Below are 25,309 nucleotides of genomic sequence, written 5' to 3'. Positions count from 1 at the left end.
TGCGACCCGATACCTGTCGCCAGGATATCGCGGACCGCCCGACGGGCAAGCGAAACCGGCCCCCAGTTGCCCGCCGCCCGCCGCCGTGTCATCCGGCGGCCATGACAACCGATGTGATCGTGGTCGGCGGGGGCCACAATGGACTCACCTGCGCGGCCTACCTGGCCAAGGCCGGGCTGAAGGTGACGGTGCTGGAGCGTCGCGGCGTTCTGGGCGGCGCGGCGGTGACCGAGGAATTCCACCCTGGCTTCCGCAACTCCGTGGCCAGCTACACCGTCTCGCTCTTGAACCCGCGGGTGATCGCCGACCTGGACCTGCGCCGCCACGGCCTGAAGGTGGTCGAGCGCAAGGTGTCCAACTTCCTGCCCCTCGACGGCGACCACTTCAGCGTCGGCGACGGCATCACCCAGGCCGAGACCGCGCGGTTCTCGAGGGCGGACGCTGAGCGGCTGCCCGCCTACTGGGACCGCCTGGACCGTATCGCCGACGTGCTGCGCGAGCTGGTCCTCGTCACGCCGCCCAACCTGGTCGAGGGGGGCTTCGCCCAGGCGCTGCCCGAGTTGCTGAAGAGCGCCGTTCTTGGCCGCAAGCTGTCCAAGCTGGACCTCACCGCCAAGCGCGACCTCCTGGCCCTGTTCTCGCAGTCGGCCGGCGACTGGCTCGACGGCTGGTTCGAGAGCGCGCCGATCAAGGCGGCCTACGGCTTCGACGGCGTCGTCGGCAACTTCGCCAGCCCCTACACGCCGGGCTCGGCCTACGTCCTGCTGCACCACGTGTTCGGCGAGGTGAACGGCAAGAAGGGCGCCTGGGGCCACGCCATCGGCGGCATGGGGGCGATAACTCAGGCGATGGCCGCCTGCTGCCGTGAGCGCGGGGTCGATCTCCGGACGGACGTCGCCGTGGCTGAGATCCTCACCGAGAAGGGCCGGGCCACGGGCGTGGTCACCGCCTCGGGCGAGACGCTGAAAGCGCGTGCGGTGGTCTCCAACCTGCACCCCCAGCTCACCTTCGGGAAGCTGATGGCGCCGGCCGTCCTGCCGGCCGACTTCCAGGAACGCGTCGCCCGCTACCGCTCCGGCTCGGGCACCTTCCGCATGAACGTGGCGCTAAGCGAACTCCCCCGCTTCACGGTCAAGCCCGAACCCGGCGACCATCTGACCGCCGGCATCATCATCGCGCCCTCGCTCGCCTACATGGAGCGCGCCTACGACGACGCCCGCGCCCACGGCTGGTCGAGGGAACCCATCGTGGAGATGTTGATTCCGTCCACGCTGGACGACAGCCTCGCCCCGGCCGGCCGGCATGTGGCCAGCCTGTTCTGCCAGCACGTCGCGCATGACCTGCCCGGCGGCCGATCCTGGGACGACCATCGCGACGAGGTCGCCGACCTGATGATCGCCACGGTCGACCGGCATGCCCCCGGATTTGCGAAGTCGGTGCTGGGTCGCCAGGTGCTGTCGCCTCTGGACCTCGAGCGCACCTTCGGCCTCGTGAACGGCGACATCATGCACGGCCGCCTCAGCCTGGATCAGCTGTTCTCGGCCCGTCCGGTCCTGGGGGCCGGCGACTACCGCAGCCCCATCCGCGGCCTCTACCTGTGCGGCGCGGGCACGCACCCCGGAGGCGGCGTCACCGGCGCTCCTGGCCATAACGCGGCGGCCGAGATGCTGAAGGACGCGCGACGCCGGAAGTTCTGACCAGCCCTCGGGGCGAGGGGCGACTACCCCTCGGCCGCGTACAGCGCCTCTTCCCAGGCCGTCACCTGGATCAGCGCCTCAAGGAGGGGCGCCACTTCGATCGGCTTGCGGACATGGCCGTCGAACAGGCCGGCCGACGCCTCGTCCAGCTGATGGTCGGCCGAAAAGGCCAGGATCGGGGTGTCGCGGTTCGGACCCGGTTCGCCGCGGATGCGGCGCGCCGCCGTGGGCCCGTCCATCACCGGCATGCGGATATCCAGCAGGATCACGTCGTAGGGCAGCTGCGCCGCCAGCTCGACCGCTCCGGCGCCGTCGCTGGCGTCGGTCACCTCGATCCCGAACTGCGTCATGACCGCATGCGCCAGCTCGCGGTTGGTGGGGTTGTCGTCGACCACCAGCACCCGTAGTCCCGCGACGCCCGCCAGCGGAGAGATCGCGTCGAGGCCCTCGGCCGCGGCGCAGGCCGGCGCCGGGATCTCGAATGCAAAGGTCGAGCCCTCGCCCAGGGCGCTGGTCAATCCGATCTCGCCGCCCATGGCGTCCACCAGCCCGCGGCAGATGGCGAGGCCCAGGCCCGTGCCGCCGCCGGCCCGCGCCGCATCGCCGTCGACCTGCGAAAAGCGCTGGAACAGCCGGGCTTGCTGGGCTTCGGTCATCCCGGCCCCGCTGTCGCGGACCGCGACCTTCAGCCGGCCCTCGGCGTAGCTCGCGGTGACGGCCACCTCGCCATCATCGGTGAACTTCACGGCGTTGCCGATCAGGTTGAGCAGTACCTGGCGGGTGCGGTCCGGGTCGATGTCGACGTGGGCCGGCAGATCCGACGCGGCGAAGGACAGCCGCAGCCCCTTGGCCTCGGCCTGCGGCTCGAACAGTGCGAGGGCCGTCTCCAGCAGCTCCAGCAGGGCGGTCGGCCTGGGGGTGACCGGCATCAGCCCCGCCTCCAGCTTCGAGAAATCGAGCACGTCGTTGACGATGGCCAGCATCGCCTGGCCGGCTGCGCCGATGCGTTCCACCTGGCGGCGCGCGTCCGTGGCCAGGTCGTCGCGGCTTGAAAGCAGGTTCGTGAAACCGAGGACGGCGGTCAGCGGCGTGCGGATCTCGTGGCTCATGTTGGCCATGAACTCGGCCTTCGTGGCCGCCGCCGCCTGCGCCTCATCCCGCGCCGCCAGCAATTCGGCCTCAAGTTCCTTGCGCGCGCTCACGTCGCGCATCTGCGAGATGACCGCCTCCACCTCGCCCTTCGCGTTGCGCACCAGCGACGGGTTGCCTTCCATCCAGACATAGTCACCGCTGGCGGTGCGGATGCGGTGCGTGCGGTCCCGGCTGGGATCGACCACGCCGGCCCGGAACAGTTCGGCCATCCTGGCCTGCGCCTCCGACAGATCGTCCGGATGCACCAGGGAATAGCCGCTGACGCCGATCAGCTGGTCGGGCGTATAGCCATAGCGGCTCACAGACGGCGAGACGTAGAGGATCGTGTCCTCGGCATCGACCTTCAGGATGATGTCCGACGAGTGGTCCGCCAGCATCCGGTAGCGGGCTTCGCTCTCGGCCCGCGCCGCCTCGGCCTCCATGCGCCCGGTGATGTCGCGAAGCTGCGAGATCACCGCCGCGATCCCGCCCTGGGCATTGCGGATCACCGACGGCTTTCCTTCGACCCATACGAAGCCGCCGTCCTTCTTCAGGATCCGATAGGTCTGATGGGGCATATCGTCGACCGCGCCGCTTTGCCTGCGCTCGCGCATCCGCGTCCCCACCGCCTCGCGGTCGTCGGGGTGGATGAACGGCAGCGGCGACCGTCCGATCATGTCCTCGGGCGCATGACCCAGATGTCGGATCGATGGCGACACGTAGGTCAGGATGCCCCGGTCATCGATCGTGATGACAATGTCCGAGGCGTTGTCGGCCAGCACACGATAGCGTTCCTCGCTCTTGCCCACCTGGGCCAGCGCTTCGCGCAGCGAGGCGTTCAGGCGGCGCCGCTCGGCCAGAACCGCGGTCAGCGGCAGGGTCGCGAACGTCATGGTCGCCAGCAGCCCCTGCAGGACCGCCAGCTTCACCTGCATGTCGCCGTGAATCAGCCCGGCGGTGCCGTGGCCGGTCAGGGTGGCGGTCACGGCCACCACCGCCGTCAGCAGAAGCGCCACGGCGTTGCCGGCGCTGGGCAGTGTCATCGCGCACCACACCAGCGGCGGGAACAGCAGGAACAGGAGGGGGTAGGACTCCTGACCGAAGGCCAGCGCCCAGGCCGCGACCAGGGCGGTCAGGGGAGCGAGGTTGCGCTTGCGCCAGAACGCGGCCTTGAGCGAGCCCGCGTCCGTGACCAGCGCCAGAACCATCGGGGTGACGACCGCCAGACCGAGGGCGTCGGCCAGGTACCAGCGGATCAGGGTGCCCATGCTCGCATCGCCCAGTACGGCGCTCGCCATCAGGGCCGGAACCACAGGCGCGACGAGCGCCACGCAACTCAGCGACAGCAACTGGCGCGGCTTGGTCACGTCCAGGTCGGGGCCGGCGAGGCGGCTTGCCAGGGCTGCGGCGATCAGGATCTCGCCGCCGTTGCAGGCCGCCAGTAAGAGGGCCCGGCCCTCGGAGTGGCCCACGGCCAGGTTGGCGACCATCATGCCCGCCGCGGCCGACGCGGCGTACGCGGCCCACAGGCGCGGCGGGGACCGCAGGATGACGGCGAGGGCGAGCCCGTTGGCGGGCCAGATCGCGGCCACATGGTCTTGGGAGCCGGTGAAGGCGAGGCAGACGACGGCCAGTCCACAGGCGCTCAGCGCGAGCGCGAGCAGTCGCGCCGCCTCAGAGCCTGCCCACGACTGAAGCCTACCCGGCATGCCGCCCTCGATCTTCGACCGGGGTATGTGGGCCATGATCGGTTGTCGGCGTGTTAACTCTGCCTGCGGCAAGTCGAAGCAGAGGTGTGGCGCGCCCTCCTGCACCGGAAGGCGCGCCACCCCAGCCCCGCATCCGGGCGGTCGGGCCCGGGCTGCGCTGGCCGGATCCTGGGGCGGCGGCCGCGCCTCGCCCCGCTCGGGGCGCGGGGGGACCGCGATCCGCCGTCCTGCCTGGGGGGCGTGCATCTGACGCCGCCGAGGCCAAGGATCCTGTCGTCAGAAGACCGTGCTCACAGCGGCGCGGGAAGGCGCGCCGGCCTGCGCCGCGATGCATCGCGATGCATCGGTTCGTCTGTCAGCCCTGCGAGGCTTCGCGATAGGCGGCGCCGCGGGCCATCGATCGTTCGATGGGCATGCGCAGGAGCAGGTCGCCGCCCAGCTGCGCCTGCGCCGGACCGATGTCCCGCAGCAGGCGCCTGGCCACGGCCTCAGGCACCGAACCCTCGGGCGCCAGCGGGTCCTGCGACGCCAGGCGCTCGAAGGTGGCATGGTCGGCCGCCGCGTCGCCGCTCAGTTCGCCGATCCGCTCGAACACCATGGCATAGGCGGTGGGCGTGCGGCCGGGGTCCAGGGCGGGCCCCAGCACCAGACCGTCCACCACGTCGACCTTGGGCGCCGACACACCGTTGAACAGGCCCGTCAGGACCGCCCCGCCCGAGGCGTCGGCCGCGATCGCGAACAGCTGGTTGTGCAGCGGAAGCATCCAGCCCTCGGCGAAGCTGCCGCCAGAGCCGATCCGCAGCGCCAGCAGGCCCGTCGCGGGGTCCAGCCGGATCATTCCATGGTCGTGGATGAACCGGCCGGGCTGCAGCAGATAGGGCCTGGTCGAACGGAAAAAGCCTTCATAGGCCGCCGCCCTCACCACGGTGTTGGCGCGCGCCTCGTCCAGCACCACCAGCGGCAGGCCTGCGGGCGCCGGGGCGACGGCGGCGCCCGCGCCAAGCCGCTGCGCCAGATCGTGCACGTCGCGGTCCCAGTCCAGGGCCGTAAAGCCCTCGACCCTCCGCGCGACCGCCGCCGTCAGCCGCACCAGGTTGTGGCCGGTGGGGACCGCCGCCCCGGTCACCCAGCGCCCGACCGCCGACTTGTCGACGGCCAGCTCGGCCGCCAGCTGACCGCGGCTGATCGAAAGCGCCTTCAGCGCGAGCTCGAGCTTGTCACGGAACGCGTTACCCATGGGCCGACCTTAGCGGACGCGCGCGCTGCGGCGGAAGGACTTCGCGGCGATCGCCATACACGATGCCCCGGAACGCGAAGTGAGCGGGCCGTCTAGTGCCGCTGCCGGCTCTGGAGGGCCGAGCGCAGGGCGTGTTCCAGAGCCCGCGTCTGGTACGGCTTGTCCAGCACCTCGCGGCGGTTGTGCGGCGGGGCGACACCGGCCGAGCCATAAGCCGTGGCGAAGAGGAAGGGGATGTTGCGGGCCGCCAGCACGTCTGCGACCGGGAAGACCTTCTCGCCGCCGATGTTCACGTCCAGCACCGCAGCGTCGATCTCTTCCGCCTTCAGCAGCTCCAGGGCCTCGGCCACAGCGGTCGCTGGACCGATGACCCGGCACCCCAGCGCCGCAAGCCGGTCCTCCAGCAGCGCCGCCACCAGCATTTCGTCCTCGACCACCAGGATGCGGGCGTTCACCAGGAGGTCATCGCCCCGGGCCCGCCAACCCTTCGGTCCTGGGCCAGGCCCACCGCTAGGCTCATGGCTCGCAGCCCACTCCGAACTCGACCAACCCATGGCGTGACAAGTCCCAACGCGGATGGCTGTACCGCAGGCGCCAGTCAAACACGATCGCGGGCATCTGCGAAGAGATACAATCAGGAGTGGCGCGATTCCGCCGCGTGGCTCCTGCGGCTGCCCCAGTGCGGCCTCGCGCTGGACCTCCCGCTGATCGCCACCTTTCCCACGCCGCCGCAGCCGGACGCCGGGATCGCGCCGGACCATCTCGTACGCACCCGCGCGGCCGATCTTGCGCTAAGGTCGGATCCGCAGCGCGAGGCTGCGCTCCGCTTTCTGCGCGCCTGACCCGACGCCGGATCGGAACGCGGCGGGCGGCGTTGGCGACGTCAGCAATTCCGAGCGAGGCCACCCCATGTCGACCGACGTCCAGAAGTCCGGCCCCCTGCGCGGCGCGGTGATCGCCGCGCTGGTGTCCCTGGCGGCCGCGTTCGGGGTCGCGGCGCTGGGCGGCCTCGCCACCGCGTCCAGCGTCGAGACCTGGTACACGACGCTCCAGAAGCCGGCCTTCAACCCGCCCAACGGCGTGTTCGCGCCGGTCTGGACCACGCTCTACGCCCTGATGGCCATCGCCGCTTGGCGGGTCTGGCAGGCCTCGTCGGGGGCGGTGCGCCGGCGGGCCATTGGCCTCTACGCGGTCCAACTTGCCCTCAACCTCGGCTGGTCCCTGCTTTTCTTCGGCCTTCGCCAGCCCGGCCTCGCCCTGGCCGAGATCGCCGTGCTGCTCGTGGCCGTCGTCCTGACGGGCCTGACGTTCTGGCGCATCGACCGTCCCGCCGGTCTGATGTTCGCGCCCTACACGGCGTGGGTCGCCTTCGCCTCACTGCTCAATTTCGAGATCTGGCGTCTGAACTGACCACGCATCGCCATATCGGGAATTGCGGAACCATCCGCCAGCTTCGCCATTGTGCCATTGGGCCGATCGAGCGTTCCTGTCCCTCGAGCGATCGGTTCGGGTGTGCGGAGGCCTCCGGTTGATCCGGAGGCCTTCAACCAAGCTTTTGAGATCGTGTCACATCCCGGGCCCCCGACACCCAGGTGACGCGAGCCCCGACCTGGCGGTGCAGACAGGTCGGGGTCCTCTCAGCGCAAAATCGCCATAGCTCCGCTTGTGCGAACAAATGAGGAACATTACTGTCCCCGCGTGGCCACTCTCACGCTGAAGCGCAAACTCGAAATCCTGTCGGACGCGGCGAAGTACGACGCCTCCTGCGCCTCGTCCGGCTCGGTGAAGCGCGACTCGGTGGGCGGGAAGGGGATGGGGTCGACCGACGGCGGCATGGGCATCTGCCACGCCTACGCGCCAGACGGCCGCTGCATCAGCCTGCTGAAGATCCTGCTGACCAACTTCTGCGTCTACGACTGCGCCTACTGCGTGAACCGGGTGACGTCGAACACCCCGCGGGCGCGGTTCTCGGTGGACGAGGTGGTCAAGCTCACCCTGGGCTTCTACCAGCGCAACTACATCGAGGGCCTGTTCCTCTCGTCGGGCATCATCAAGAACGCCGACTACACGATGGAGGCGATGGTGCGGGTGGCGCGCACCCTGCGCCAGGACCACGACTTCCGCGGCTACATCCACCTCAAGGTGATCCCCGAGGCCTCGCCGGCGCTCGTCAACGAGGCTGGCCTCTACGCCGACCGCATCTCCATCAACATCGAACTGCCCAAGGACGAGAGTCTGGCGACGCTGGCGCCCGAGAAGGACGCCGTCGGCATCCGCAAGGCCATGGGCGCGGTGTGCATGTCCGAGGACGCCTCCAAGGACAAGGGTCGAAAGACCCGGGCGCCCCGCTTCGCGCCGGCCGGCCAGTCGACCCAGATGATCGTGGGCGCCGACAGCGCCACCGATGGCGCGATCCTCAAGCGCAGCGAGAGCCTGTACGGCGCCTACCGCCTGCGCCGGGTGTACTACTCCGCCTTCTCGCCGATCCCGGACGCCACCTCGCGCCTGCCACTGTCGCGCCCGCCCATGATGCGCGAGCACCGGCTCTACCAAGCCGACTGGCTGATCCGGTTCTACGGGTTCGGGCGCGCCGAGATCGTGGGCGAGGCCGACGACCTGGACCTCGCCATCGACCCCAAGCTGGCCTGGGCGTTGCGCAACCGCGGGGACTTTCCCGTCGACGTGAACACCGCGCCGCGCGAGACCCTGCTGCGCGTACCGGGCCTGGGCGTGAAGGTGGTGGACCGCATCATCGGCACGCGCCGCCACACTCGCCTGACCCTGGCAGACGTCGGCCGCCTGTCGCGCAGGGTCAACACGCTGAAGCCGTTCCTGGTCTGCGCCGACTGGTCGCCCGGCGCGCTCACTGACCGCGCCGACCTGCGCGCCCGCCTCGAGCCCAGGCAGCTGGACCTCTTCTGATGCAGGTGGTCCGGCTGGCTCATGAGACCGACTTCGACGGCTGGCGCGCCGCGGCCCGGCGGCTGCGCCTGGCCGGGGTCGGGCCGCCCGACACGCTCTGGACCGTAGATGGACAGGCCTCGCTCTTCGCGCCCTCTGCCGTCTCGGAAGCGGGACCCGAGGATGGCGGGGCGCAGACGTCTACGTCGGCCGCGTCCTTCACCGCGCCGCGCGCCTTCGTAGATCTGGCCCAGCGGGTGGTGCTGCATCGCTCGGACGAGCGGTTCGCACTGCTCTACCGGCTGCTCTGGCGACTGCAGGATCGGCCCCAGCTGCTGCAGGTGGCCTCCGACCCCGACGTGCTTCTCGCGCGTCAGCTCAGCCGCGACGTCGACAAGGCCGCCCACAAGATGAAGGCGTTCGTCCGCTTCCGCGGCGCCTACGACGATCTGGGCGAGGCCTTCGTCGCCTGGTTCGAGCCGGCCCACCGGGTGGCCGAGCTGACGGCGCCGTTCTTCCGCACCCGCTTCGCCAACACCCGCTGGTCGATCCTGACGCCGGACGTCTGCGTGCACTGGAACCTTGCCGAGTTGGCCTTCACGCCCGGCGCCGATCCCGCGGACGCGCCCCGCGCCGACGAGTTGGAAGAGTTCTGGAAGACCTATTACGCCTCGATCTTCAATCCGGCCCGGCTCAACACCGACGCCATGACGAAGGAGATGCCGCGGCGCTACTGGCGGAACCTGCCCGAGGCGGCGCTCATTCCCGAGCTGGTCGCAAACGCCCGCAGCCGGACCGCCGAGATGGTCGCCAAGCCCGCCACCGAACCCAGCCGCCGCGTCGTGAAGGCCGCCATCCGCAACAGCCGCGATGCGCCGTGGGAGGGCCTCTCGGCGACCACGCTGGCCGAGGTGGCCGCCGGCGTCGACCACTGCCGCCGCTGCGACCTGTGGCAGGACGCGACTCAGGGCGTGGCGGGCGAGGGGCCGGGCAAGGCGCGGCTGATGTTCGTGGGCGAACAGCCCGGCGACCAGGAGGATCTGGCGGGCCGCCCCTTCGTGGGACCCGCCGGTCAGGTGTTCGACCGCGCGATGGCCGAGGCCGGCGTGCCGCGCGCCGAGACCTACGTCACCAACGCCGTGAAGCACTTCAAGCATGTGTTGCGTGGCAAGCGCCGCATCCACCAGACGCCGACGACGCGCGAGGTCGGCGCCTGCCGCTGGTGGCTGGACGCCGAGCGGCGGATCGTGCGGCCTCGCGTGATCGTGGCGATGGGCGCCACGGCCGCGCACGCGGTCTTCGGAAAGGTCACGCCCGTCAGCAAGGTCCGCGGCCAGGCCCTCCAGCTCTCGGATCAAGCCCAGGCGGTGGTCACCTACCATCCGTCCTATCTGCTGCGGCTGCCCGACGAGGACGCCAAGGCCGACGCCTACGCGGCCTTCGTCCACGACCTGAAGCTGGCCTGGAAGCTGGCGGCATGACGGGTATGCTTGGCCGCCATGCGAACCCTGCTCATCGTCGCGATGCTCATGCCCCCTCTGGTTCTGCTCGGCGGCTGCGCCGACGCCCTGGACGCCCAGGCCCAGTCGGCGCATGCGCTGAAGGTCCGCGACGCCATGAACGACTACGAGAAGGCTTCGGCCAGCGCGCCCCTGGACCGCTGTGTGAAGGCCAAGCTGGTGGCGCTGGCCTACGAGGACGCCAGGGACCCCGCCAGCGCCTCGGCCTGGCGCGCCCGCGAGACCGCCGACTGCCAGGCGGCCGCGATGGCCGCTGGCGTTACGTCGCCGCAGGCCGGCGAGTGAGCCAGACATAAGCCGAACCCAGCAGCGTCAAGGCCACTCCCTGCACCAGGAAGGCGGTTCGATAGTCGCTGACGTGGGCCACCAGGCCGAAATTCAGGATCAGCAGGGTGATGCTGCACTGACTGGCGAAGCCTTTCACGGAAGCCACCGTGGCCCGCGCCTCGCCTGACAGCGCATGCTGGAACCGCGCATCCGCCTGTACGAGGGCCACGATGCACATGGCGGTGAACAGAACAGCCAGCGGAACGGACACCCAGGGCTCGAACACCCCGGCCGCTGCTGTCAGCACCAGCCCCGCGGTCGCGACCCAGACGGGCAGGGCCCAAGACCTGGTCAGCGGCGCCCGGTGCGCGATGACGGCCGCGCCAGCTTGACCGGCGCCCAAAGCCGCCACGAACAGGGCGATCTGGGAGCGCTCCAACCCCACATCACGGCCAAAGATCTGCCAGTAGTCGTCGCAGGCGGCGAGCAGGGCCTGCATCAGCGCGATGAACAGCAGGATCGACAACACGCCGGGCCGCTGCACCGCTTCCACGACGCCCCGTCGCATGACACCCAGATAGTCGGCCCGCTGAGCGCGCGCTGCTCGTGGCGCCTTGGGCAAGAGTAGAGCCGAGGCCGCACCCACGAGGCTGGACGCCGAGCTGATCAACGTGAGCGCATAGTTTCCCACGCCGGCGATCGCCGAAGCGATCAGCGCCGCCGACATCAGGCCCATGAATCGCCCGGTCTGGGCGCGGCCGATGGCCCTGGCATAGTCCTGCTCGCGGCCCTCGGCCTTGAGGTCATCGAACAGCAGCGCCTCGAACGTGCCCGACACGAGCGCGCTCTTCACGCCCCAGAGTACGAAGCCGATGAGATATCCCCAAAAGCCCGGCCACAGCGCCCAGACCAGGAAACCCCCGCCGCGGAACACCTGCGCGGCGAACAGCAGCCAGCGGCGAGAAACCCGGTCGGCGAGCGCGCCGGTCGGGATCTCCAGCGCCACGCCCGTCAAGGACCAAGCGGCAAGCGCTATGCCGATCTGCGCCGGACCCATGCCGTTTTCGGCGAACATGACCGTGTAGAACGGAAAGATCAGGACGAAGGTGTCGAGGAACCGGTATGTCGCGGCCTTCCAGACCAGGCCGCTCATCGGCGACCGTCAGGCCGTGAAGCCGGCTTCGGCGAAGTCGAGCATCCGGCGCAGCAGGGCGTCGGTGTCGCCCTCGCGGGTGATCCCGCCCGAGAGGTGGTGCAGCCGGTCGAACTCGGCGAAGCGGTTGTTGTGGACCATGCCCAGCACGAAGTGCAGCCGCCAGTAGACGTCTTCCTTCGGCAGGTCGGGGCGCGCGGCCATCAGGGCGCCGGCGAACCGCTCAAGGTGCGAGACATCGTTGCGCAGCACGTCGCGCATGTCGGCCGTCCCCTCGGACCGGGCGCGGATGATGAACTGCATCGAAATGCGACGGTCGTTGTCGGGCGCCGCCCAGCGCATCGGCGGGGCGAAGTACGCTTCGAGGATGTCGCGGACCGTGGGCTTGCCGCCGTTTCGCGTGGCCGCCTCGTGCAGCATGCGCGCCCGTTCGCGGTTCAGCTCGGACGTGCGCCGCCGGAAGATCTCGAACAGCAGGGCGTCCTTCGAGCCGAAATGATAGTTCACGCTGGCCAGGTTGACGCCGGCCTCGGCCGTGATGTCGCGCACCGAGACGTTCTGGAAGCCGTGGAGCGCGAACAGTCGCTCAGCCGCGTTGAACACCGCGGCCTTGGTCGCGGCCTGGGCCTCGTCGGTCTCGGACGGGTCCTGAAGAAGGGGATCGGTCATGCGAATCCCTAAAGCACTCTCTCAGCTTAGGCGCATCGTGACGGATGCGCGACTGATCAACGCGCCGTCAGGCGAAGCGGACGCCGGTTCGCAGCCCGGACGGCGTGTCGAGCCCAAAAAAGCGTAGCGCGAACGCGCTCAGCGCGAGAGCTCCTTCATGGCCTTCTCCAGCCCGTCGATGGTCAGCGGGAACATCCGGTCGCCGACCAGCTGCTTCACCAGGCCGATCGAGGGCGTGTAGTCCCAGTGCCGTTCGGCGGTGGGGTTCAGCCACACGACGGAGTCGTAGATCTGGCTCACCCGGTCCATCCAGACGGCGCCGGCTTCCTCGTTCCAGTGCTCCACCGAGCCACCCGGATAGGTGATCTCGTAGGGGCTCATCGTGGCGTCGCCCACGAAGATGACCTTGTAGTCGTGCGGGTACTTATGGAGGATGTCGTAGGTGTTCATCTTCTCGGTGTGACGACGCCGATTGTCCTTCCAGACGCCCTCATAGAGGCAGTTGTGGAAGTAGAAGAACTCCATGTTCTTGAACTCGCTGCGGGCCGCGCTGAACAGCTCCTCGCAGATCTTGATGTGGCTATCCATCGAGCCGCCCACGTCCAGGAACAGCAGGACACTGATCTTGTTGCGGCGCTCAGGGCGCATGTTGATGTCGAGATAGCCCTTCTCGGCCGTGCCCTTGATGGTCTTGTCCATGTCGAGCTCTTCGACCGAGCCGTCGCGGACCCATTTGCGCAGCCTGCGCAGGGCGACCTTGATGTTGCGGGTGCCCAACTCGACCGAGTCGTCGAGGTTCTTGTACTCGCGCTTGTCCCAGACCTTGATCGCCCGGCCGTGGCGACCCTTCTCCTGGCCGACCCGGATGCCCTCAGGGTGATAGCCGTTGGCGCCGAAGGGGTTCGAGCCGTCGGGACGGCCGCCGCGCTCGCCTTCGCCCTCGCCCTTGCCCTCCTTGGCGTCCCGGGCGCGCTGGGCCAGCGCCTCCATCAGCGCCTCGAAGCCGCCCATGGCCTCGATCTGCGCCTTCTCTTCCTCGGTGAGGAACTTGTCGGACAGCCGCTTCAGCCACTCGGCCGGGATGTCGACGGCCACGTCGTCGCCCAGCTTCTCGAGGCCCTGGAACACGTGGGAGAAGACCTTGTCGAACTTGTCGAGGTTCTTCTCGTCCTTCACCAGCGCCGAGCGCGAGAGGTAGTAGAAGTCGTCGACCGTGCGGTCGATGACCTGCTTGTCCATCGCCTCCATGAGGATCAGGTACTCTTTGAGAGTCACCGGAACCTTGGCTTCGCGGAGCTCGGTGAAAAAGCGCATGAACATCGGGGGCGGCCCCTTGGCGTCGAACGATCGTTTGAACGCGAAGGATGGGGTCTGGGCTCCCCGATGTCCAGTATGGCGTGGGCGCGCAGGCGCGGCGTCGCGGCTAGGCGGCGACCGTCCGCCGCCGGAGGGCCGCTCCCACGGTTGCGAAGCCCAGGATCAGCAGGGCCCAGGTCGCCGGCTCGGGGACTCCGGCTACCGGCGGAGGATCGTCGACCGTGCGAGTCGTCGTCATCGTGAGCCGGTAGCGCCGGTTGGATACGACCGAGAGACCGACGTTCGGGTTGATGGCTTCCAGGATCCAGTCATCGCCGGTCAGGCTGACGCCACCGCCGAAATGCGCGTCTAGCGTGAGCTGCGCGCCGGTCCCGTCCAACCAGGGCTGCACGTCCACCACCGCGTTGCCGCAGCCCGCGGTCTCGGGGTCGGCCACGAAGCTCGCGCTGTCGCCGGTGTCGAAGCTGGAATAGCCGTAGGTGATGCCCGCCGTGCAGCCGTTGTTCGGGTTGAAACTCCGCTCCTCGCCCTCCAGCAGCGTCCGCCCGCCGCCGTTCGGGTTGATCGGCACGATGCCGTTCACGCCGTTCAGCACATAGTCCCAGGGCGGACCGCCGTAGAGTCGCACCTGGTTCAGCGAGACGCCGGCGTCCGACAGGTTGAAGTAGCTGAAGGTGGGCGAGGCGAATGCGCCATTGGTCGATGTCACCGTCGCGTCGAACCGATAGTGCACGGTTGCCGCATCGGCCGCTGTTGTCGCCCCCAGCGCGGTCACCATCGCGACAGCTGCGCCAATCCATGTGGCGCCCCGAGGGACGCGCCTCTCAACGAAAACGCCAGACATAACGACACCCCCAAAATGCTTGCGGGTGCGAACATTCATCAGAGATCGAGCGGCGCCTCCCCCCGTTTGGGGGCGGTTCTTTCCGGCGTGGCCTCAGGCGTCGGCGCCTTCGGCCTCCACCGCCTTGAGCTTCCGCCAGACCGTCATGCGCGAGACCCCGAGGCGGCGGGCGATCTCGACCGGGCCCACGCCCGCGCGCTGCAGGGCGAAGATCTCGTGGGCGGCTGCGGCGGGCCGTCGGCGGCGATGGCCGCTGGGCTCGAGATCGGCGACCGCCTCAAGCACCGCGCGCAGGGCGCGGCCTTCGGGGCCCTGGCTGGAGAGTTCGGGCTCCAGGACGAACAGGCTGGCGCCTCGCGCCTCGAGCCGGTCGATCGCGTCCAGCAGTCCGCGGCTGGTGAGCGCCAGGCGCTCGAGCCGGGTCACGACCAGCTGATCGCCGCCGCCGATGAAATCGAGAATGGAGCCCAGCGTGTGGCCGCCCGAATGCGGCTCCTCGGCGCGGACGACCTGGCACCCGGCGGCCTTGAGACGGGCGGTGTCTTCGTGCGCGGTCTGATCCCGCAGCCGCACGTACCCGATCCTCAACATCCCCACCCGCCGTCCTGGAAAAACACACACCGAACGACGGCTAAGGTCCCAAATGGCGGCGATCCCGCCAAGAGAGCGCAAGGTTAAATCTCGGCAATGAAGTAGGCGCGACGGGCCGTGATTTGGGCCAAATTGTGTCGGATGGTCTTCAAATCTGACCTCGGGAGGAAAAATTCTCCATCGACCGCCGCAGGATGAACTCGCGGTCGACTGTGCGTCCAACCTCGAAGCCGTACTCGCCCACCTTGCTGAATCCATGCCGCTCGTAGAACCGCTGGGCGCCGTAGTTCTCGGACCAGACGCCGATCCAGATGTCGCGCGGTCCGTCTCTTGTCAGCCAAGCCATCGTCTCGGCGAATAGCGCCCCGCCCAGACCTCCGCCCTGATGCGACTTCAGGAAGTAGATCCGCTTGAGCTCGCCGCAGGCCGGCGTGACCTCGTCGTGCGGCAGGGCGCAGGGTCCGGCCAGCGCATAGCCGATCGCCCGGCCGTCGGCCTCGACCAGCCATGAGGCTTTTGTGGGGTCTGCGAGATCGGCCCGCGTGCGCTCCAGGCCATAGGCCTCAGAGAGGAACATCCGCAGATCCTCGGGGTCGTACAGGTGGGCGAAGGTCTCGCTGAAGGTGCGGGCGCCCAGGGCCGCCAGGGTCTCGGCGTCGCCCGGCCCGGCCCGGCGGATCACCGGTTGCGACTGGGCGGCGGGCGAAGTTGGGTTAGGATGGCTCATGACTGTCGCGCTCTACACCCATCACGACATGTTCGACCACCGTCCCGGCGACCGGCACCCGGAGCGCCCCGAGCGGCTGCGCTCTGTGATGGATGCGCTGGCCGACGCCACCCTCGATCTGGCGCCCAACGAAGCCCCGTTCGTGGACGAGGCCGACCTGCTCAAGGTGCACGACCGCGCCTATGTGGACCAGATCGTCCGCCTGTCGCCGCGCGAGGGTCGGGTCAATCTCGATCCCGACACCTCGATGTCGCCGGGCAGCCTTGCGGCCGCGCGCCGGGCGGCCGGCGCGACCGTGCAGGCCGTGCGGGACGTGGCGTCGGGCAAGGCGCAGCGGGCGTTCTGCGCCGTGCGCCCGCCGGGTCATCACGCCGAGCCGGGCGCTTCCATGGGCTTCTGCATCTTCTCCAACGTCGCGGTGGCGGCGCACGCGGCCCAGGCGGCGGGGCTGGCCAAGGTCGCGGTCGTGGACTTCGACATCCACCACGGCAACGGCACGCAGTCGGCGCTGGCCGGCCGGCCGGGCATGTTCTTCACCTCGATCCAGTCGTGGCCCATGTGGCCGGGCACGGGCCATCCGGACGAGGCGGTCCCCGACAACATCGTCAACGCCGTCTCGCCTGAGGGTGCGCCGGTCGAGGTCTGGAAGCGGGGGTTCGAGACCCTGATGGATCGCGTGGACGCCTTTGCGCCCGACCTGATCATCATCTCGGCGGGCTTCGATGCGCACAAATGGGACCCGGTCGGCGGCGGCGGCCAGAACCTGGACGACGCCGACTTCGCCTGGGCCACCCGGGCCATCGCCTCGGTGGCCAACCGGCACGCCAAGGGCCGGGTTGTGTCCTCGCTTGAGGGCGGTTACGACCTCCAAGCTCTAGGCCGGTCCGCGCTCGCGCATGTCAGAGCGCTCGGCGAAGGGTGAGGGACGGGGCGCCGGTGCGTTCTCAGGATCGATGAGCGTCTTGACCGCGGAATCACATCCGCACGCCGGCACCATCGTGCTGGCGCGACACGGCGAGCCGGCGCTGTCGCGCAAGGTGCTCCTGTCGGCGACCCAGTATGTCGACTTCTGGGCCCGCTACGAGGTCATGGGCCTGCTGCCGGGCCAGACGCCGCCCGGGGCGCTGAAGACCTTCGTCGCCGAATGCGGAACGTTGGTCTCGTCCACCCGTCTCCGCGCCATAGAGAGCGCCCAGACCGTGGCCGGCGCGCGCGCGTTCGAGCGGTACGAGATTCTCATCGAGGCGCCCCTGCCGCCGCCGATGCTGCCCGGCTGGATCAAGCTGTCGCCGAAGATCTGGGGCTTCCTGGCGCGCTTCTGCTGGTGGTTCTTCAACCACCACGACGGCCAGGAGAGCCGGGCCCAGGCCGAGGCTCGCGCCGATCGTGCCGCGGCGATGCTGATCGAGTTGGCCGCCGACGGCGAGAACGTGGTGGTCCTGGCCCACGGCTTCTTCAACCACCTGATCGGCCGCTCCCTCAAGAAGCTGGGCTGGAAGCTCACCAAGAGCGAAGGCTACAAGTACTGGTCGATGCGGCGGTTTGAGCGCCCCTCCGTCTCTTGATGGAGCGGGAAATGCCGGTGGACCCTTACTTTTCTCGCCGCTAGACATCCTCCCATGTCCGAACCCGCCGACATCTCCGCCATGACGTTCGAGCAGGCCCTGTCCGAGCTCGAGCAGATCGTCGCGCGGCTGGAATCCGGCCAGGCGCCCCTGGAGGACTCCATCCGGATATACGAGCGCGGCGCGGCCCTGAAGGCCCACTGCGAGACGCGCCTGGAAGCGGCCCGCCTGCGGGTCGAGAAGATCGTGATGGGCGCCGCCGGCGCGCCGGGCGTCGAGCCCGCCGAGTTCAGCTGATGGACCTCGCCCGCCGCGTGGCCGAGGCCGCCGACCTCGTCACCGTGGCGTTGGACGAGCTGCTGCCGAGGGCCGAGGGGCCCGAGAGCCGCCTGACCGAGGCCATGCGCTATGCGGCCCTGAGCGAGGGCAAGCGCCTGCGCACGTTCTTCGCCCTCGAGACCGGGCGGATGTTCGACCTGGATGAGCGCTCGGTGCTGCGGGCGGCGTGCGCGCTGGAGTGCATCCACGCCTACAGCCTGATCCACGACGACCTGCCGTGCATGGACGACGACGACATGCGCCGGGGCCGGCCCACCGTCCACATCCAGTACGACGAGATGACCGCGGTGCTGGCGGGCGACGCGCTGCAGTCCGCCGCCTTCGAGATTCTGGCCCATCCCGACACCCATCCCGATGGCGGCGTACGCGCCGAGCTGGTGTCGCGGCTGGCGGTGGCCGCGGGCGCCCGCGGCATGGTGGGCGGCCAGATGATCGACATGCTGGGCGTGCGCGAGGACCTGGGCGGGGTGGCGCGCATGCAGCGGCTGAAGACCGGCGCGCTGATCGCCTGTGCGTTCGAGCTGCCGCTGGCCATCGCCCATGCCCAGGACTTTGAACGCCACGCCCTGATGGCCTTCGCCCACGACCTGGGCCTGGCCTATCAGATCGTCGACGACCTGCTGGACGCCGAGGGCGACGCGGCCCTGATGGGCAAGGCGGTCGGCAAGGACGCCGAGGCCGGCAAGACCACCTTCGTGACGCTGCTGGGCGTCGATGCGGCGAAACAGCGCCTGGGTCTGCTCAAAACCCAGACCAAATCCCACCTGGATCCGTTCGGTCCCCGGGCCGAATTCCTGCGGGCCAGCGTCGATTTCGTGTTAGAGCGCCGCCAGTAAGACCAGGACTTTTCGCGTTGCCACCCGCCACACCTCTGCTCGACACGGTCTCGTCGCCCGCCGACACGCGCAGCCTCTCGATTCCGCAACTTCGCCAGCTGGCCGACGAACTGCGCGCCGAAACCATCGACGCCGTGTCGCAGACCGGCGGCCACCTGGGCGCGGGCCTCGGCGTGGTCGAGCTGACGGTCGCCCTGCACCATGTCTACGAGACGCCCAGGGACATCCTGATCTGGGACGTGGGCCACCAGGCCTATCCGCACAAGATCCTGACCGGACGGCGCGACCGCATCCGCACCTTGCGCCAGGGTGGCGGCCTGTCGGGTTTCACCAAGCGCAGCGAGAGCGAGTACGACCCGTTCGGCGCCGCGCATGCGGCCACCTCGATCTCGGCCGCCCTGGGCTTCGCCGCGGCCCGTGACGCCAAGGGCGAGGACAACAAGGTCGTGGCCGTCATCGGCGACGGCTCGATGAGCGCAGGCATGGCCTACGAGGCCATGAACAACGCCGGGGGCAACAAGCAGCTCACCGTCATCCTCAACGACAACGACATGTCGATCGCCCCCCCGGTGGGTGGGATGAGCGCCTACTTCGCCCGCCTCGTGTCGGGCGGCGGCTACCAGTCGATCCGCAACCTCGGCAAGTCGGTGGCCAAGGCCTTCCCGCGGCCGATGCGCGAGGCGGCCCGCAAGGCCGAGGAATACGCCCGCGGCATGGTCACGGGCGGCACGTTCTTCGAGGAACTGGGCTTCTACTACGTGGGCCCCATCGACGGGCACGACATGGACGCCCTGGTTCACGTCCTGCAGAACGCCCGCAAGATCGACGACAAGCCCGTTCTGGTCCACGTGGTTACCCACAAGGGCAAGGGCTACGCTCCCGCCGAGAACGCGGCCGACAAGTACCATGGCGTGGTCAAGTTCGACGTCGTCACCGGCCAGCAGGCCAAGCCCGCCCAGGCCGGCGCGCCGCAGTACACCAAGGTCTTCGCCCAGGAGCTGATCAAGCAGGCCGAGCGCGACCCCAAGATCGTGGCGATCACGGCGGCGATGCCGTCGGGCACCGGCCTCGACCTCTTCGGCCAGAAGTTCCCGGACCGCTGCTTCGACGTCGGTATCGCCGAGCAGCATGCGGTGACCTTCGCCGCGGGCCTGGCCGCCGACGGCATGAAGCCGTTCTGCGCGCTCTATTCGACGTTCCTGCAGCGCGGCTACGACCAGGTGGTCCACGATGTGGCGATCCAGGGCCTGCCGGTCCGCTTCGCCATCGACCGTGCGGGCCTGGTCGGCGCCGACGGGGCCACCCACGCCGGTTCGTTCGACATCGGCTACCTCGGCGCGCTGCCGGGCATGGTGCTGATGGCGCCGTCCGACGAGGCCGAGCTGGCCCAGGCCATCGCGACCGCCGCCGCCATCGACGACCGCCCGTCCGCGTTCCGCTACCCGCGCGGCGAAGGCACCGGTGCTCAGATCCCGCTGCTGGCCGCCCCCTTCGAAGTTGGCAAGGGCCGCATCGTCCGCGAGGGGACGGCCGTCGCCATCCTGTCGTTCGGCACGCGCCTGGGCGAGGCGCTGAAGGCGGCCGACCAGCTGGCGGCCCGTGGCCTCTCGGCCACCGTCGCCGACGCCCGTTTCGCCAAGCCGCTCGATCTCGACATGCTGCTGCGGCTGGCCCGCGAGCATGAGGCGCTGATCACGGTGGAAGAGGGCGCTGTCGGCGGCTTCGGCAGCTTCGTGCTGCACGCGCTCGCCGAACACGGCGCGCTGGACCGTGGCCTGCGGGTGCGCACGCTCACCCTCCCCGACATCTTCCAGGACCACGACAAGCCCGAGGCCATGTACGCCCTGGCCGGCCTGGACGCCGACGGGATCGTGCGGGCGGCGCTCTCCGCCCTCGGCGTCGACAACGCCAGCACCGCGGGGCGGCGGGCCTAAACACCGAGCGCTATGTTCTGTCGCCGCTCCGGCCACCACCCTCTGCGATCAGCCTGACTCTATCGCCGCGATGACCCACGGACTGGACGGTGCGCAGACCCCCTTTCGGGGGAGGAGCGCCGCTGGGCGTCGCGGCTAGAGTCCGACCGCCTCGTACAGGCGGCTCGGCGCGGAGGGCGGCGGGCCTTGTCCCTCCAAAGGTGCATTGATGAAGAGAGTTGCGCTTGTTGCGTTCGCGGCGGTCGCGATCGCGGCTCCGGCTTCGGCCGCGAGCCTGGTGAACGGGGGCTTCGAGCAGCCCGGCACGGCCAACGTGGTCTATCTCCATCACGGCAGCACGTTCCTGCCGGGCTGGACTGTGGTGGACTCGCTGCCCGGTGGCGACGATGAGATCGCCTACCAGAACAGCGCGGCCTACGGCGGCCTGGGCGTGGTCAGTTCGGAGGGGGCCCACTTCCTCGAGCTCACGGGCGTCGTGGGTCGGGGCAAGGGCGTGAAATCCAACGCGATCGATACGGTGGCCGGCAAGACCTATCGCGTCGGCTTTGACGTCGGAGCCTTCTTCATCCGCGGCCAGGGCAGCTATGGCGACGTGACGCTGGATCTTCGGCTCGACGACGCCCTGGCCGGCAGCTTCACCAACACCCTGGGCCTGACCGCAGGCGGGTCGGACTGGCAGCGCTTCACCTACGATTTCGTGGCGACCGGACCCTCGGTGCGGCTGACGTTCCTGGCCAGCACGGCGCTGACCTCAAGCTATCTGGGGGCCGGCCTCGACAATGTGACGTTCGACGTGGTCGCGGCTCCACCGGGGGCCGTTCCGGAGCCGGCCGCGTGGGCGCTGATGATCCTGGGCTTCAGCCTCGCGGGGGCGGGCCTGCGACGGGGCCGCCCGGCCCACGCCTGACATGAAAGAGCCTCCGCTTGCGCGGAGGCTCAGACAGCACGGGCGTCAGGCGGACGGGGCGATCAGAACGGCGAGAATCTCTCGATCAGGCTCTGACCGGCCGGGGTCTTCTGGACGCGGCTGATGTCGCCCCGGCCGCCGTAGCTGATGCGGGCCTCGGCGATCTGGGTGTGGCGGATGGTGTTGGCCGAAGAGATGTCCTCGGGCCGCACGATGCCGGCCACGGTGAGCTGGCGCACCTCGGCGTTGGTGCGCACCTCCTGGGTGCCCTGGATCACCATGTTGCCGTTCGGCAGGATGCCGGTGACCACCGCGGCGATGGTCAGGTTGATCTTCTCCTGGCGGTTCACCGAACCGGCGCCGGCGTTGTTCGTGGCCGAGTTGGTCTCGATCGCGTTCGCCGGATCGAAGCCGCCCGGCAGGATTTTCCCAAGGCTCGATTCCAGCCCCAGCAGGTGCGGCACGCCGGCCGTCATGCCCGCCGTCCGCGAGCTGGTGGTGGCGTTGTTGGTCTTGGCGCTGTCGTCGATGTCGATCTGCACCGTCAGGATGTCGCCGACGCGGCCGGCGCGCTGGTCGTTGAAGAAGGCGCGGGCGCCCGAGCGCCACAGCGAGTTGGCGCTGGCCGGCTGGGGACCGCTTTCGCGGGCCGACACCATCGGCTGGGTGATCGGCGCCAGCGACGCCGGGTAGCCGACGGGCGCGAGGTCGGGGCCGCGCACGGCTTCCTTCACGGTCGAGCAGGCGGCGAGAGGGGCGAGGAGGGCGGCGAGGGCCAGGCTGCGCAGGCGCATGTGAGCTTCCTTCAACGGAGCGCGTAACGGGTCGAGCGGTTGAGCTTCAGCTGCTCCGCCTGGGGTCCGACCGCCGCTTGCCCGGGTCCGGTGACCACGGCCTGGACGGTCTTCTTCGACGTGACGTTCTGCACGTTGATCGTCTCGCCGACCGCGCCGCCGGAGAGGGCCTTGGCCTGGAGCGCGAGCGAGACCCCACCGTTGTCGTAGGTGAGGGTTACCACTTCATTGGCCTGCACGACCTGCGGAGCCGAAACATCGCGGCCGGCTACGGCGGCGCCGGCGCGCAGGGGACGGCGGGCGGCCAGTCCGATCACCGCCTCGGGATCGTTGGGCGCGTCGGCGGGGGCCGCGGCGGCCTTTCCCCAGACCATGTCGGCGGGCTGGATCATCTCGCCGGCCTGGATCGAACGGGCCCAGGTCAGCACGTCGACGTTGCCGCGGGCGGCGGTCGCGCCGGCCGCCGCCGTGGTCTCGCCGCGCACGACGATGGTGCGCAGGCCCTCGGCGTTGGCCCAGTCGAGACCTGCGCGGGCGGCGGCGATACGCACCGCCTGGGCGTTCAGCATCACGCTGGCCTGGGCGCGGCTGGCCACCGGGGTGGGGCCGGCGGCGCCCGCGCCGCTGAAGATTTCGCCCAGGGTCACGACGCCGTCGGCGTCGACGATGTCGGCCTTGACCGTGACGGGCACGCCAGCCAGGGCGGGCGTTGCGATCGCCAGCAGGGCGGCGAGAGACGCGAACAGTTTCATGAGCTTAGGTCTTCACCTGGTTGGCGGTGGCCAGCATGTTGTCGGCGGTGGAGATGACCTTGGAGTTCATTTCGTAGGCGCGCTGGGCGACGATCAGCGCGGTGATCTCCGCCACCGCGTCGACATTCGAGGCTTCGGTGTAGCCCTGGGTCAGGGTGCCGATGCCGGTCGAGCCCGGGGTCCCGTTCGTCGGCGCGCCCGAGGCCGCGGTTTCCTTGTAGAGGTTGCCGCCCAGGGCCTCGAGGCCGCCTTCGTTGACGAAGGTGGAGAGCTCGATCACCCCCACGACGCTGGGCGCGGTCTGTCCGGCCTGCAGCACCTCGACCTGCCCCGACTTCGACACCGACACGCGGATCGCGTCGCCCGGGATCGTGATCGCCGGCTCGATCGTGTAGCCGTCCTGCGTCACCAGCTGGCCCTGGTCGTTGGTCGAGAAGTTGCCGGCGCGCGTGTAGGCGGTCTCCCCCGACGGCGTCAGCACCTGGAAGTAGCCCCGACCGTCGATGGCCAGATCGTACGGGTTGTCGGTGCGGGTCAGCGAGCCCTGGGTCTGGACCCGGTAGACCGCGCCCGCCTTCACGCCCGCGCCCACCTGCACGCCCGTCGGCACGATCGTGCCCTGGTCGGACGACTGCGTCCCGGCGGCCTGGAAGGTCTGGTACAGGAGGTCCTGGAACTCGGCCCGCTGGCGCTTGAACGCCACGGTGTTCATGTTGGCGATGTTGTTCGAGATGACCTCGACGTTCATCTGCTGGGCGGCCATCCCGGTGGCCGCAGTGCGTAGAGCCTGCATCGGTCGCTATCCCCTTACTGAACCCGGCCCAGGCGCTCGACAGAGCGGCGCGAGAGCTCGGCTTCGGATTCCATCATCTTGGTGGTGCTCTCGTAGGCGCGGCTCACCTCGACCATGCGGGTGATCTCGAGCACCGGTCTCACGTTGGAGCCTTCCAGGAACCCCTGGCGCAGCTTGGCCTCGGCGGCCGGGTTGGCGGCCAGGTTCGATCCGTTGCGGAAGAGGTTGTCGCCGGCCTTCTCGAGCGCGCCGGGATTGGTGAACGTGTAGATGCCCACCTTGCCGACGGTCTCGTTGCCCTGGCTCATCGAGCCGTCCGAGCCCACCGAGACCTGGCCCTTCTCCGCATTGATGACGATCTCGCCGCCGCTGGCGTCCAGCACGGCGTGTCCGCCCTGGGTCACCAGTCGGCCGGTCGTGTCGGTGGTGAAGCGGCCGTCGCGGGTGAAGCGGGGGCCCTGGGGCGTCTGGACCTGGAAGAAGCCCTTGCCCTCGATGGCCATGTCCAGTTCCCCGCCGGTGCGGGTCAGGACGCCCTGGCCGAAGTCGCGGGCCACGCCGTCGGGGGCGACGAACTTCACCGGCCGCGGCCCGCCCAGCGTGACCGCCGGCTCCGACGGGTCGGTCTTCTGGATCATCGACTCCACCTTGAAGCCGTTGGTGTCCATGTTGGCGATGTTGTTCGCGATGATCTCCATCTCCCTGCGGAGGATCATCTGGCGGGACAGACCGACGTAGAGCGCGTTTTCCATTTTAACCGGGCAACCTGGTGGTGCGACTTTCTGGCTTTCCGGCATGCAAAGGTCGGGCCAGTCTGAAACGTCAATAAAATCAACAAACACGATGGTTAACGCGCGCCTCGCGGCGGATTTTGCCGGGCAGGAAATGGGCGCGTTAAGAGGTGTTAAAAACCGCTTCTTAACTAAAGCGGGCCATTCAGGACGCGCCGGAATTCAAAGACGGTCTTGAAGGACTGGGGCGCACGTGGCGAAGAAGGAGAAGAAACCCAAGGAGGCCGAGGGCGAAGCGCCCGAAGGCGCCGAGGGCGCGGAGGGCGAAGCTCCCGCGAAGAAGAAGCTCCCGCTGAAGATGCTGATCATCGGCGGCGTCGCGGCCCTGGTCGTGCTGGGCGGCGGCGGCACGGCTGCGTTCGTCTTCCTCAAGCCCAAGCCCGATGAGGCCGCTCAGGCGGGCGAGAAGGGCAAGGACAAGAAGAAGGAAAAGAAGAAGGAAGAGAAGGGCAAGGGCGGCAAGGAAGGCGAGAAGGGTGCGGCGGTCGTCCGCGAAGGCCCTGACGGCATCGTCTTCTACACCATGCCCGACGTCGTGGTGAACATGCAGACCGCCGACGGTCGACCCACCTTCCTCAAGCTGAAGCTCACGCTGGAGCTGCCGGACGAGGGCGCGGTCGAGGAACTCGACCCGAACATGCCGCGGCTCCAGGACATGTTCCAGACCTTCCTGCGCGAACTGCGTCCCGAGGACCTGGCGGGCAGCCAGGGCAGCTACCAGCTGCGCATGGAGATCCTGCGCCGGGTCAACCTGGTGATCGCCCCGTCCAAGGCCAACGCCGTCCTGATCGAGGAGATGCTGATCAACTAGCGCCCGCGCGGATGATCACACACG

Annotated in this window: 25 protein-coding genes; 12 read left to right on the top strand and 13 right to left on the bottom strand. The window is 69.2% G+C overall.

Features of this window, described 5'->3' with window-relative positions; all coding sequences use genetic code 11:
* Positions 1 to 101 precede the first annotated feature (101 nt).
* A complete protein-coding gene (locus EPN98_RS11665) occupies positions 102 to 1,697 on the top strand; it encodes an NAD(P)/FAD-dependent oxidoreductase (RefSeq protein ID WP_293362872.1) in 1,596 nt (531 codons plus the stop codon).
* A 23-nt stretch (positions 1,698 to 1,720) separates the two neighbouring features.
* Here the strand turns inward: EPN98_RS11665 and EPN98_RS11660 are convergent, their stop codons facing one another.
* The 3 genes from EPN98_RS11660 to EPN98_RS11650 form a co-directional block, all read right to left on the bottom strand.
* Positions 1,721 to 4,537, bottom strand: coding sequence for a PAS domain S-box protein (locus tag EPN98_RS11660; protein ID WP_293362871.1), 2,817 nt, complete (start codon positions 4,535 to 4,537; stop codon positions 1,721 to 1,723).
* A 355-nt stretch (positions 4,538 to 4,892) separates the two neighbouring features.
* Positions 4,893 to 5,774, bottom strand: coding sequence for a hypothetical protein (locus EPN98_RS11655; RefSeq protein WP_293362870.1), 882 nt, complete (start codon positions 5,772 to 5,774; stop codon positions 4,893 to 4,895).
* A 92-nt stretch (positions 5,775 to 5,866) separates the two neighbouring features.
* Positions 5,867 to 6,229: a response regulator gene (locus EPN98_RS11650; protein WP_293362869.1), complete on the bottom strand. Its 363-nt coding sequence runs from the start codon at positions 6,227 to 6,229 to the stop codon at positions 5,867 to 5,869.
* 454 nt (positions 6,230 to 6,683) lie between these two features.
* On the opposite strand from EPN98_RS11650, the gene EPN98_RS11645 reads away from it, so the two are divergent.
* The 4 genes from EPN98_RS11645 (at position 6,684) to EPN98_RS11630 (ending at position 10,480) form a co-directional block, all read left to right on the top strand.
* Entirely contained in the window at positions 6,684 to 7,184 is a 501-nt protein-coding gene (locus EPN98_RS11645) for a TspO/MBR family protein (RefSeq protein ID WP_293362868.1), read from the top strand.
* A 288-nt stretch (positions 7,185 to 7,472) separates the two neighbouring features.
* Positions 7,473 to 8,696 (top strand): putative DNA modification/repair radical SAM protein, encoded by a 1,224-nt coding sequence (locus EPN98_RS11640; protein WP_293362867.1) that lies wholly within the window; start codon positions 7,473 to 7,475, stop codon positions 8,694 to 8,696.
* Entirely contained in the window at positions 8,696 to 10,156 is a 1,461-nt protein-coding gene (locus EPN98_RS11635) for a UdgX family uracil-DNA binding protein (RefSeq protein WP_293362866.1), read from the top strand. Before EPN98_RS11640 ends, EPN98_RS11635 begins: the two co-directional genes overlap by 1 nt.
* Before the next feature lie 18 nt (positions 10,157 to 10,174).
* Positions 10,175 to 10,480, top strand: coding sequence for a hypothetical protein (locus EPN98_RS11630; protein WP_293362865.1), 306 nt, complete (start codon positions 10,175 to 10,177; stop codon positions 10,478 to 10,480).
* Here the strand turns inward: EPN98_RS11630 and EPN98_RS11625 are convergent.
* The 6 genes from EPN98_RS11625 to EPN98_RS11600 all read right to left on the bottom strand — a co-directional run bounded on the left by EPN98_RS11625 (position 10,455) and on the right by EPN98_RS11600 (position 15,763).
* On the bottom strand, positions 10,455 to 11,615 hold the full coding sequence (locus tag EPN98_RS11625) for an MFS transporter (RefSeq protein WP_293362864.1): 1,161 nt from the start codon (positions 11,613 to 11,615) through the stop codon (positions 10,455 to 10,457). The genes EPN98_RS11630 and EPN98_RS11625 overlap by 26 nt on opposite strands.
* Before the next feature lie 9 nt (positions 11,616 to 11,624).
* Complete coding sequence (locus tag EPN98_RS11620; RefSeq protein WP_293362863.1) at positions 11,625 to 12,284, bottom strand: TetR/AcrR family transcriptional regulator; 660 nt, start codon at positions 12,282 to 12,284, stop codon at positions 11,625 to 11,627.
* Positions 12,285 to 12,422: 138 nt separating this feature from the next.
* Positions 12,423 to 13,604, bottom strand: coding sequence for a VWA domain-containing protein (locus tag EPN98_RS11615; protein ID WP_293362862.1), 1,182 nt, complete (start codon positions 13,602 to 13,604; stop codon positions 12,423 to 12,425).
* A 103-nt stretch (positions 13,605 to 13,707) separates the two neighbouring features.
* The gene (locus tag EPN98_RS11610) at positions 13,708 to 14,379 is read right to left on the bottom strand and encodes a PEPxxWA-CTERM sorting domain-containing protein (RefSeq protein ID WP_293362861.1); all 672 of its coding nucleotides are present in this window, start codon (positions 14,377 to 14,379) and stop codon (positions 13,708 to 13,710) included.
* A 159-nt stretch (positions 14,380 to 14,538) separates the two neighbouring features.
* Positions 14,539 to 15,036 carry a recombinase family protein gene (locus tag EPN98_RS11605; protein ID WP_293362860.1) on the bottom strand — a complete coding sequence of 166 codons (498 nt, stop codon included), beginning with the start codon at positions 15,034 to 15,036 and terminating at the stop codon, positions 14,539 to 14,541.
* Positions 15,037 to 15,184: 148 nt separating this feature from the next.
* A complete protein-coding gene (locus EPN98_RS11600; RefSeq protein WP_293362859.1) occupies positions 15,185 to 15,763 on the bottom strand; it encodes a GNAT family N-acetyltransferase in 579 nt (192 codons plus the stop codon).
* Between EPN98_RS11600 and EPN98_RS11595 the strand changes: the two genes are divergently transcribed.
* The 6 genes from EPN98_RS11595 to EPN98_RS11570 all read left to right on the top strand — a co-directional run bounded on the left by EPN98_RS11595 (position 15,762) and on the right by EPN98_RS11570 (position 21,344).
* Positions 15,762 to 16,685 (top strand): histone deacetylase family protein, encoded by a 924-nt coding sequence (locus EPN98_RS11595; RefSeq protein ID WP_293362858.1) that lies wholly within the window; start codon positions 15,762 to 15,764, stop codon positions 16,683 to 16,685. The genes EPN98_RS11600 and EPN98_RS11595 overlap by 2 nt on opposite strands.
* Before the next feature lie 31 nt (positions 16,686 to 16,716).
* Positions 16,717 to 17,328 (top strand): histidine phosphatase family protein, encoded by a 612-nt coding sequence (locus tag EPN98_RS11590; protein ID WP_293362857.1) that lies wholly within the window; start codon positions 16,717 to 16,719, stop codon positions 17,326 to 17,328.
* A 54-nt stretch (positions 17,329 to 17,382) separates the two neighbouring features.
* Entirely contained in the window at positions 17,383 to 17,625 is a 243-nt protein-coding gene (locus EPN98_RS11585; RefSeq protein ID WP_293362856.1) for an exodeoxyribonuclease VII small subunit, read from the top strand.
* The gene (locus tag EPN98_RS11580; RefSeq protein WP_293362959.1) at positions 17,622 to 18,503 is read left to right on the top strand and encodes a polyprenyl synthetase family protein; all 882 of its coding nucleotides are present in this window, start codon (positions 17,622 to 17,624) and stop codon (positions 18,501 to 18,503) included. Before EPN98_RS11585 ends, EPN98_RS11580 begins: the two co-directional genes overlap by 4 nt.
* A gap of 17 nt (positions 18,504 to 18,520) precedes the next feature.
* On the top strand, positions 18,521 to 20,437 hold the full coding sequence (dxs, locus tag EPN98_RS11575; protein WP_293362855.1) for a 1-deoxy-D-xylulose-5-phosphate synthase: 1,917 nt from the start codon (positions 18,521 to 18,523) through the stop codon (positions 20,435 to 20,437).
* Positions 20,438 to 20,645: 208 nt separating this feature from the next.
* The gene (locus EPN98_RS11570; protein ID WP_293362854.1) at positions 20,646 to 21,344 is read left to right on the top strand and encodes a PEPxxWA-CTERM sorting domain-containing protein; all 699 of its coding nucleotides are present in this window, start codon (positions 20,646 to 20,648) and stop codon (positions 21,342 to 21,344) included.
* 62 nt (positions 21,345 to 21,406) lie between these two features.
* On the opposite strand, the gene flgH is transcribed toward EPN98_RS11570, so the two are convergent.
* From flgH to flgF, 4 genes are read right to left on the bottom strand one after another with little or no spacing between them, the layout of a single operon-like run.
* On the bottom strand, positions 21,407 to 22,138 hold the full coding sequence (flgH, locus tag EPN98_RS11565) for a flagellar basal body L-ring protein FlgH (RefSeq protein ID WP_293362853.1): 732 nt from the start codon (positions 22,136 to 22,138) through the stop codon (positions 21,407 to 21,409).
* Between the two features lie 11 nt (positions 22,139 to 22,149).
* Positions 22,150 to 22,890 carry a flagellar basal body P-ring formation chaperone FlgA gene (gene flgA / locus EPN98_RS11560; protein WP_293362852.1) on the bottom strand — a complete coding sequence of 247 codons (741 nt, stop codon included), beginning with the start codon at positions 22,888 to 22,890 and terminating at the stop codon, positions 22,150 to 22,152.
* Between the two features lie 4 nt (positions 22,891 to 22,894).
* Entirely contained in the window at positions 22,895 to 23,683 is a 789-nt protein-coding gene (flgG, locus tag EPN98_RS11555; protein ID WP_293362851.1) for a flagellar basal-body rod protein FlgG, read from the bottom strand.
* A gap of 14 nt (positions 23,684 to 23,697) precedes the next feature.
* Entirely contained in the window at positions 23,698 to 24,435 is a 738-nt protein-coding gene (gene flgF, locus EPN98_RS11550) for a flagellar basal-body rod protein FlgF (RefSeq protein ID WP_293362850.1), read from the bottom strand.
* A gap of 232 nt (positions 24,436 to 24,667) precedes the next feature.
* Between flgF and EPN98_RS11545 the strand changes: the two genes are divergently transcribed.
* Positions 24,668 to 25,285, top strand: a complete 618-nt coding sequence (locus EPN98_RS11545; protein ID WP_293362849.1) for a flagellar basal body-associated FliL family protein — start codon at positions 24,668 to 24,670, stop codon at positions 25,283 to 25,285.
* The last annotated feature ends 24 nt before the right edge of the window (positions 25,286 to 25,309 follow it).

This window comes from Phenylobacterium sp. (genome assembly GCF_004299445.1).
GTDB lineage: Bacteria > Pseudomonadota > Alphaproteobacteria > Caulobacterales > Caulobacteraceae > Phenylobacterium.
The sequence above is the reverse complement of the archived record's forward strand: the minus strand, read 5'-3'. Positions and strand labels throughout refer to the sequence as shown.